This window comes from Vibrio sp. V42_P2S4T144, from assembly GCF_009904715.1.
GTDB lineage: Bacteria > Pseudomonadota > Gammaproteobacteria > Enterobacterales > Vibrionaceae > Vibrio > Vibrio alginolyticus.
This window is the reverse complement of the sequence record NZ_WXWS01000017.1, coordinates 1-8,194: the sequence shown is the minus strand read 5'-3', so window position 1 is coordinate 8,194 and position 8,194 is coordinate 1. Positions and strand designations below refer to the sequence as shown.

The window sequence follows — 8,194 nt, the reverse complement described above, 5'->3', positions numbered from 1 at the left end:
ACGTTACTTGGCGGAGACGCTAAAGCGTGGTGATGCCTTAACCAGCCCCGACCAAACTAAGTTATATCTGTCTTCTATTTTAAGGGATCGGCAAAGAGAGGCTTTTTATATTCTTTTTCTCGATAACCAGCACCGAGTGATAAAAGATGAAATTTTATTTGAAGGAACGTTGGATGCAGCGTCGGTGTATCCGAGAGAAGTTGTTAAGCGTGCTCTGCATCATAACGCGGCGGCTTTGATTTTGGCGCACAATCATCCTTCAGGGGTTGCTGAGCCGAGCCAAGCTGACAGAAGGATTACAAGGCGTCTCATTGACGCATTAGCATTGGTGGATATTCGTATTTTGGACCATTTCGTCATCGGAGATGGGGAAAGTGTCTCTTTTGCTGAAAGAGGCTGGATATAACTGTGCGTTTTTTAGGTTGTTAGTTGCTAAAAATCTGCTATCATCCACGCCACTAAATTTTTAACTGAATTCAGCTTGGACTGCTAAAAAAATCTGCTGTCTAAAAAAGATCACGAAAACCTGTAAAAAGGATCTGTTCGGGTCTTGAGCAATGCATATCAAGTTAGTATAATGCGCGACCTTTGATAGCCTTGTATGGATTTTCCATAGCGGTTCTTAACCTCTAACTTCTTTTCGAGAGATAGAGAGGTTCGGCCACCAAGGTTGATATCGAGCTGAAACGATTTTGGAGAAGACATTCATGTCACGAGTATGCCAAGTAACTGGTAAGCGTCCAGTAACGGGTAACAACCGTTCACACGCACGAAATGCTACTAAGCGTCGTTTTCTGCCGAACCTACAAACTCATCGTTTCTGGGTAGAGAGCGAAAAACGTTTTGTTAAACTACGTCTATCTGCTAAAGGTATGCGCATCATCGACAAGAAAGGTATTGATACTGTTCTTGCAGACATGCGTGCACGTGGCGAAAACGTTTAAGAGGAAATAAGCAATGGCAAAGAAAGGCGTTCGTGAGAAAATCCGTCTAGTATCTTCTGCAGGTACAGGCCACTTCTACACAACTGATAAGAACAAGCGTAACATGCCAGGCAAATTTGAGATCAAAAAGTTTGATCCAGTAGTTCGCCAGCACGTTATGTACAAAGAAGCAAAAATCAAATAATTGGTTTCAGTCTCTTTGATGAATTGAAAAACCCAACTTTCGAGTTGGGTTTTTTATTACCTGAATAAAAGTGCTGAAGATAAAGTGTTCAGTACGTCATCGGATTATAAAGTACTGCTGAAGTTATTTTACTGGTCCGACTCTATACTCGAATTTTTGATTGATCGCTCTCTGCCGCTTCGTTACCACTTCCCTACACACTTGCACACCGTTGTTCTAGTCAAGCTCAATACTCTTTGGTAGTTTACTCATAACGATAAGAGAGTAGAGATGGTTATGCGTGTGAGTCCGGCTCGTCGCCGCCGATGGAACAATATTCTTATTCTGGGCATTATCGCGTTTATAGTGATCTTAAATGCGCCGATGTGGATCAAAACTTACCTATTAACAGACCAAGCAGACCCTTACCCAAATGTACTTCGCTCCGACTATACGGTGGAGTCTTTGTACTATAGTGGCTGGGAGTTTGAACTGCATGATGGACGATGGCAATCCAACATCAAAGTTGATGCACCGATCAGTGAACTTGTATCACGCTGGCAATCATTGGAAGGGACCGAGCTCACCTCAGAACAGTACGATCATTTAAAACCTAACCTGACGGTACCTGAAACGGTAGAAGTTTGGTATCAGGATCTCGAAGAGCCGCAGCGGGTGACTTTCTTTCGTTTACCTGATTTTTGGCTATTTAAAACCTGGCAAGACAAATGGGTCGCTATCTCCGTCGATGAAAACTACCTTATGCCAGAGTAGAGCCTTTTTGCGCCTATACCCCTAATAAGCTTCCCTATTTATCGTTTTTCTTTTCGATTATGCTAGCAGCGAGAACTATTAGCCGGTGAATTGGAGAATCTAATGCCTGAGTTGCCAGAAGTTGAAGTGAGCCGTATGGGGATTAGCCCCCACATGGTTGGACAAACGATCCAGTCGTTTACTTTTCGAACGCCTAAATTGCGCTGGGATATTCCTACAGAGCTTAAAAAATTGGAAGGGCAGGTGATCCGTGCGATTAGCCGTCGTGCGAAATACTTACTGATCGAGACAAACACAGGTACAGCCATTGTTCACTTGGGCATGTCTGGGTCTTTACGTGTCCTAGATGCCGACTTTCCGCCAGCAAAGCACGATCATGTGGATCTCAAACTAAGCAGTGGAAAAATACTGCGTTATAACGATCCGCGTCGTTTTGGGGCATGGCTGTGGTGTGCTCCTGGCGAGTCACATGCTGTGCTAGCAAACATGGGGCCTGAGCCTTTAACTGAAGAGTTCAATGCGGAATATGTAGCGGAGAAAGCTAAAAATAAGCGTGTCGCCGTCAAGCAGTTCATCATGGACAACAAAGTCGTGGTTGGTGTTGGGAACATCTACGCGAATGAGTCGTTGTTTAAATCTCGAATTCACCCTTCAAGGCCCGCAGGTAAGTTGACTTCTCAAGAGTGGAGGTTACTTGTTGAAAATATCAAAATGACACTTGAGATTGCCATTACGCAAGGTGGGACTACTCTGAAAGATTTTGCGCAAGCCGATGGAAAGCCGGGTTACTTTGCACAAGAGTTATTGGTTTACGGAAAACCCGGAGAGCCATGCCCAGAGTGTGGCGAACGACTTCAAGAGCTAAAGATTGGCCAACGTAATACCTTCTTTTGTAGTGAGTGTCAGAAGTAAGTCGAGCTATTATCGAGCTTAAGTTGTTGTAATCTTGCGTTCGAGCCTCAATAATTCAATCAGTTTCGAATAACTTAGTAAATTATATGAAAGTCATTTATCCGGGCACTTTTGATCCAGTGACTAATGGTCACCTCAATCTAATAGAACGTACTCACGAAATGTTTGATGAGGTTGTGATTGGCGTAGCCGCAAGCCCATCGAAGAACACTATGTTTTCATTGGAAGAGCGCGTTGCACTGATGCAGGACGTTGTAGCGCATTTACCTGGTGTGACGGTAAAGGGGTTCTCCGGGTTATTAGTGGATTTCGCGAGAGATGAGAAAGCTAAGGTTCTTATTCGTGGTTTACGAACAACGGTAGACTTTGAATACGAGTTTGGACTGACCAACATGTACCGAAAGCTATTACCAGGAATCGAGAGCGTATTTTTAACTCCTGAAGAAGAGTTTGCGTTTTTGTCGTCGACTATCGTGAGAGAAGTAGCGATTCATGGCGGAAGTATCGAACAATTCGTTCCCAAGCCAGTAGCCATCGCGATTGGGGAAAAACTGAATGAAAGACAGTAAGTTCCCTTATTATTTCTCAAACGCTCTCTCGATACTTATCCCTCGCTTTGTATATCGAGCACAAGCCAAGCGTTTACTTTCGAATCTGACCGAAGCAGAGCAGCACCGCTGTCTTGAGCGAGTGAACTATTACAATAAGTGTGAAACGCCGTTTTCAGTCGATAGCCGAGAACAAAATTACTCGACCATCGATACATTCAAAAAAACGAAAGGCTGGACGTATTTTTTCGATCTTCGCCAAGTTGTACGCTATTTCCCTTCCAGTTTTGCGTTTAACTACATCAACGGCGATGTTACACACATCCCCAATGTACCGAGCTTTATAAAAAGCCGCCCTATTTTTGGTAACAACCAAAATTCAGTGGTGTTGAAACTTAATCAAGTTCGTCATTTTAAATTTATTGATGATCCTGTTCGCTATCAAGATAAAAAGGACATGGTAGCGTGGCGCGGCGTGGGTTTTCAGCCGCATCGTAAAAAGGTGATTCATGCGTTTTACAACCATCCGCAATGCAATATTGGCCAGACCCGCCCGGTAGAAGGGGAACCATGGGAAAAGGGCTTTATGAGTATTGAAGAGCAACTGCAGTATAAGTTTTTGCTCTGTATAGAAGGCAATGATGTGGCCACCAACCTTAAGTGGGCTATGTCGTCTAACTCCTTGGTTATTATGTCAAAGCCAAAATATGAGACTTGGTTTATGGAAGGTAAGTTAGAGGCAGGCGTCCACTATGTTGAAGTGAAGGATGACTATTCGGATTTGCCCGAAAAGATGGATTATTACCTAGCGAATGAGCAAGAAGCATTAGCGATCATTGAAAATGCGCACCAGTGGGTTGAGCAGTTCAAAGATAAACCTAAAGAGCGTTTGATCTCATTGATGGTTGCCGATAAGTACTTCGCTTTATCTCAGCAACAATAAAAAAGGGGCGAAACGCCCCTTTTTATAATCTTAAGCTTCTAGAAATTGATCAACACCATTCTCACAGCGTTTAAGCTTGTTTTTAATGGTGTTTTCTAAAATCTCGTCATTTTGTCCGAGTGACGCACGAGAGTTTTCTACGTGGTACAAGTGGTAGCCTACACCTGCGAATTTTAGGTAAAGACGTGACTTACCCGCATTCAACATGCGATGAACAAACTCGCTGTCTTCGCGTCCCCATCCAACAAAATCTTGGTTGAAGCCATTCACCTCGATGACATCTTGTCGCCAAAACGCCATGTTGCAGCCGCGAGTGGCTTTATCGTTATTACGCTCGTAAGAGAACCATTTCGATAGCAAGGCGTTGGTGATGCAGTTTTTACGATTGCGAATGCCTTTGCTGAAAATGGAAGGCACTAAGCCGTTTTCCATGATGGCCTTGCTGCAGCTTTCATCCGTTAACACACGTCCACCCTGCACAAACCAATTTGGTTTTGCGACTTGCTTATGTGATTCAATAAACGTTTGGGACAGCACCATGTCGCCATCAATCATGATGAGGTAGTCACCTGATGCTTTGGCGATCGCACGGTTGCGGCTCATTGAAAGTTGAAAGCCATTATCTTCGTGCCAGCTATGAATAAGTGGTACTGGAAAGCCGTCACGCAGTTGGTCGATCATTGCTTTGGTATCGTCTCGAGAACCGTCATCTGCAACAATGACTTCGTCAGGCAAAACGGTTTGACGTTTCACGCTTTCTAACACCGCTTTTAATGCTTCTTTCCAGTTGTAAGTGGTGATAATTAAAGTCGTTTTCATGATTTTCTTGCCTGTTCACGTAAGTAGAGATCGATGTATTTTACAAAAGTAGAGTGCATGCTTAGCCAAGCTAGAATGAAGCCATGTTTGCCATCAAGAAAACCTCGTTTGAGCACATACATCTTCAAAAAGCTCGCAAGAGCGTGAACGATAGCGGTCGTTAACCCCGCTTTCTTTTTACCTTCACGTTCATCCGTCCAGGCCTTGAGGTAACCAGTGGTTTTATTGATGTAATGATGAAGGTGCTCGTAAGTGTAGTGATGCAGTCGACCATCCAGTTTTTCAGTTTGATAGTTTTTCTCATCAACTTTTTCATGAACGAGCGAATCATTATATTGTGTATATTCGGTGCGATATAAGCGCACAATCCAGTCTGGAGACCAACCAGAATGGTAGATGAACTTACCAAACGCTGAGCTTAGTCGATTAAGTTTGTATAAAACGTTCGGCTTATTGGCTGATACCGCGTGTAAGATACTTTCTTTTAGCTCTGGAGTGACTTGTTCGTCTGCATCAAGCCATAAAACGTAGTCTGCCGTAACGTATTGCTGCGCAAGTTGGCGTTGTTTACCGAAACCTGGCCAATCTAGATTGGTGTAAAACTTATCTGTGTATTGTCGGGCGATTTCTTCGGTGCGATCGGTGCTGCCCGAGTCTAGAAGGACAATCTCATCGACCCAATCTTTTACTGTGTCTAGACAAGCTTGTAAGTGCTTCTCTTCATTTTTTACAATTAAGGCAACGGCTAAGGTTGGTTTGGACAAGGTCATTTCCTTCTTAACAAATCAAGACAGTAAGTTTACTGGTATTGAGGATACAAATCTTCTAAGACTTGATCGAACATGCTCATTACTTGAGTGCTGGTAATGCGGTTCATTGCCGTTTCATCTTTAGCGCGAGTTCGCCAGCTTAACTCGTGACTGTTTTTGCCTGTTTCCGCAAAGATCGTTTCTTCATAAACCGAGACAACGTATTTTAGGTAACGGTAAGGTCCCACTCGAAGCGGATTATGGTGTGCATAGAGCCCGATGATTGGCGTTTTCATGGCATTTGCCATGTGTGCTGGTCCGGTATCGGGGGCGATGACCATTTCAACCTTATCTATTAACGCAAGCATTTGCAGAATTGAACTTTGTCCAACTAAATTTAGACACGGTTCTTCCAAGCGAGATTGAATGGCCTCTGCCAAGTCCAATTCTACCTGAGCAGGGCTGCCTGCCAGAATCACGTTCCAGCCTTTTGCTCTGGCGTGATGAATCACATCCACATAACCTTCCGCGTTCCAGTTTTTATAAGCTTTGCTCGCACCAGGCACAATCAGCAGGTTAGGTTTACTACGAGAAATATGAGACTCTGCCCAAGCTTGGTCGTGGTCTGAATAAGAAAGTACCCAGTCTAGTTCTGCCTTTGGTACCCCAATTTGATGGGCAAAGGCCATTAAGCCATCTGCGACATGCAGAGATTGCGGGGAAGGCACTTTGACATTGGTAAATAGTGTTTGAAAGTCCTGGCTTCTATCAGAAGAGAAACCAAGTTTGTATTTTGCTTTAATGCCCAACGTTGCGACACTCGCTCGAATCGCGTACTGCATATGCAATAGCGCATCAAACTCTCTGCCTTTCAGCTGTCCCCAAAGTGATTTGTAGCCATCAAGTCCCGCTTTTTTATCAAAAACAACCACTTCTACACCATCGATGGCGGCTAATAACTGGGCTTCAAGTTTACCCGTTATCCAAGTAATCTGGGTCGAAGGCCAGTGTTTCTGAATAGCTTGAATGGTGGCGATAGTATTGCAAACGTCTCCGATAGCGGACAAACGCAAGACGCATAGTGACGATGGGGCAGAAGTGAACATAATTATTGTCTGATTCGATGAATAGAGGCAGGTAAATTATGCAGACATCCCCAATAAATGTAAAATACACGGCTCGAATATAGCTAAGTACTGATAAGTGTTCTGCAATGTCAAAGACAACACCACATCAATCGCAAGAATCTGGCAAGCCGGGTAACACCGGACTAAAGCGCATCGTTAAAGCGACGGGTTATTCGATCCAAGGATTAAAAGCGGCTTTTAAGCATGAAGCTGCCATTCGACAAGAGTTGGCTCTGTTGAGTATTGCTGTGATTTTGGCTTGGCTAGTGGATGTCGGCATGGTTGAGCGTATCTTAATGATCGGGGTCGTGGTATTAGTCTTGATTGTAGAGCTTGTAAACTCAGCGATTGAGGCAGTGGTTGATCGTATCGGTATTGAACGGCATGAACTCAGTGGTCGAGCTAAAGATATAGGCTCTGCTGCCGTTATGGTTGCATTGGCGTTCGCTGCATTTACTTGGTTGTATATATTAGCCAGCCGATATTTAGGCTAGAGGGTGAGCGTATGACTCGACAGTATAAAAACAACAACCAAGTGATCTGGTTTGATGACGAGATCATTACAGACCCTAGCCAACCGATATTTGATGCGGAATACTGGCAGTCCTCCGACAAGGTGGTTGGCAGTGCGACGGGACGAGGCACGACATGGTTTATCCAACTAGAGAACATGCAAGCGGCACTACGTCATTACCGTCGTGGCGGTTTGTTTGGGAAGTTAGTTAACGATCATTATTGGTTCTCTGGCTGGGATAACACCCGTTGTGCGCAAGAGTTTCAGCTTTTGTTGGCGCTAATTGAGGCTGGGGTGCATGTTCCTCGTCCTATTGCAGCAAGAGCCGTAAAGTCAGGACTCTTCTATCAAGCTGATTTATTAAGTGAGCGAATCCCAAACGCCAGAGATCTGGTTAGTATCTTGCAAGAACAGTCTTTATCGGTAGAAATGTATCAGAAAATAGGGAAAGAAATTGCCAAGATGCATCAGGTTGGCGTTAACCATACCGATTTGAATATCCACAATATCTTGATCGACGACAAAGATAAGGTATGGATTATCGATTTTGATAAGTGTCGTTTTGAAACTTCTGGTGACTGGAAGCATCAAAATCTAAATAGACTTCTGCGTTCATTTAATAAAGAGCGTTTAAAGCGACAGATTATTTGGCAAGAATCCGATTTTGAACATTTTCAGGACGGTTATGCTTCTCAATCTTA

Annotated in this window: 12 protein-coding genes; 9 read left to right on the top strand and 3 right to left on the bottom strand. The window is 43.9% G+C overall.

All coding sequences use genetic code 11. The features are described 5' to 3' along the window. From radC to CAG68_RS00435, 7 genes are all read left to right on the top strand, one after another. On the top strand, positions 1-406 hold a 406-nt coding region (gene radC / locus CAG68_RS00465), incomplete at its 5' end, for a RadC family protein (protein WP_161440647.1). A gap of 301 nt (positions 407-707) precedes the next feature. Further along, positions 708-944, top strand: a complete 237-nt coding sequence (gene rpmB, locus CAG68_RS00460; protein WP_005384783.1) for a 50S ribosomal protein L28 — start codon at positions 708-710, stop codon at positions 942-944. Positions 945-957: 13 nt separating this feature from the next. After that, positions 958-1,128 carry a 50S ribosomal protein L33 gene (gene rpmG, locus CAG68_RS00455; RefSeq protein ID WP_004410866.1) on the top strand — a complete coding sequence of 57 codons (171 nt, stop codon included), beginning with the start codon at positions 958-960 and terminating at the stop codon, positions 1,126-1,128. 276 nt (positions 1,129-1,404) lie between these two features. Further along, positions 1,405-1,881, top strand: a complete 477-nt coding sequence (locus CAG68_RS00450; protein WP_031777180.1) for a hypothetical protein — start codon at positions 1,405-1,407, stop codon at positions 1,879-1,881. Between the two features lie 102 nt (positions 1,882-1,983). Beyond that, positions 1,984-2,793, top strand: coding sequence for a bifunctional DNA-formamidopyrimidine glycosylase/DNA-(apurinic or apyrimidinic site) lyase (mutM, locus tag CAG68_RS00445; protein WP_042522608.1), 810 nt, complete (start codon positions 1,984-1,986; stop codon positions 2,791-2,793). 86 nt (positions 2,794-2,879) lie between these two features. Next, on the top strand, positions 2,880-3,362 hold the full coding sequence (gene coaD, locus CAG68_RS00440; protein ID WP_005379411.1) for a pantetheine-phosphate adenylyltransferase: 483 nt from the start codon (positions 2,880-2,882) through the stop codon (positions 3,360-3,362). Then, complete coding sequence (locus CAG68_RS00435; RefSeq protein WP_005379412.1) at positions 3,349-4,284, top strand: glycosyl transferase family 90; 936 nt, start codon at positions 3,349-3,351, stop codon at positions 4,282-4,284. The genes coaD and CAG68_RS00435 overlap by 14 nt, the downstream gene beginning before the upstream one ends. A gap of 30 nt (positions 4,285-4,314) precedes the next feature. Here the strand turns inward: CAG68_RS00435 and CAG68_RS00430 are convergent, their stop codons facing one another. The 3 genes from CAG68_RS00430 to CAG68_RS00420 are packed head-to-tail and all read right to left on the bottom strand — an operon-like array spanning position 4,315 to position 6,958. Next, positions 4,315-5,103 (bottom strand): glycosyltransferase family 2 protein, encoded by a 789-nt coding sequence (locus CAG68_RS00430; protein WP_017634986.1) that lies wholly within the window; start codon positions 5,101-5,103, stop codon positions 4,315-4,317. Beyond that, complete coding sequence (locus CAG68_RS00425) at positions 5,100-5,867, bottom strand: glycosyltransferase family 2 protein (RefSeq protein WP_047103887.1); 768 nt, start codon at positions 5,865-5,867, stop codon at positions 5,100-5,102. The genes CAG68_RS00430 and CAG68_RS00425 overlap by 4 nt, the downstream gene beginning before the upstream one ends. A 35-nt stretch (positions 5,868-5,902) precedes the next feature. After that, complete coding sequence (locus CAG68_RS00420) at positions 5,903-6,958, bottom strand: glycosyltransferase family 9 protein (protein WP_161440646.1); 1,056 nt, start codon at positions 6,956-6,958, stop codon at positions 5,903-5,905. A gap of 107 nt (positions 6,959-7,065) precedes the next feature. Between CAG68_RS00420 and CAG68_RS00415 the strand changes: the two genes are divergently transcribed. Together CAG68_RS00415 and CAG68_RS00410 are read left to right on the top strand one after the other, a co-directional pair. Next, positions 7,066-7,473, top strand: a complete 408-nt coding sequence (locus CAG68_RS00415; protein ID WP_005395798.1) for a diacylglycerol kinase — start codon at positions 7,066-7,068, stop codon at positions 7,471-7,473. Positions 7,474-7,484: 11 nt separating this feature from the next. Beyond that, on the top strand, positions 7,485-8,194 hold a 710-nt coding region (locus CAG68_RS00410; RefSeq protein ID WP_161440645.1), incomplete at its 3' end, for a 3-deoxy-D-manno-octulosonic acid kinase.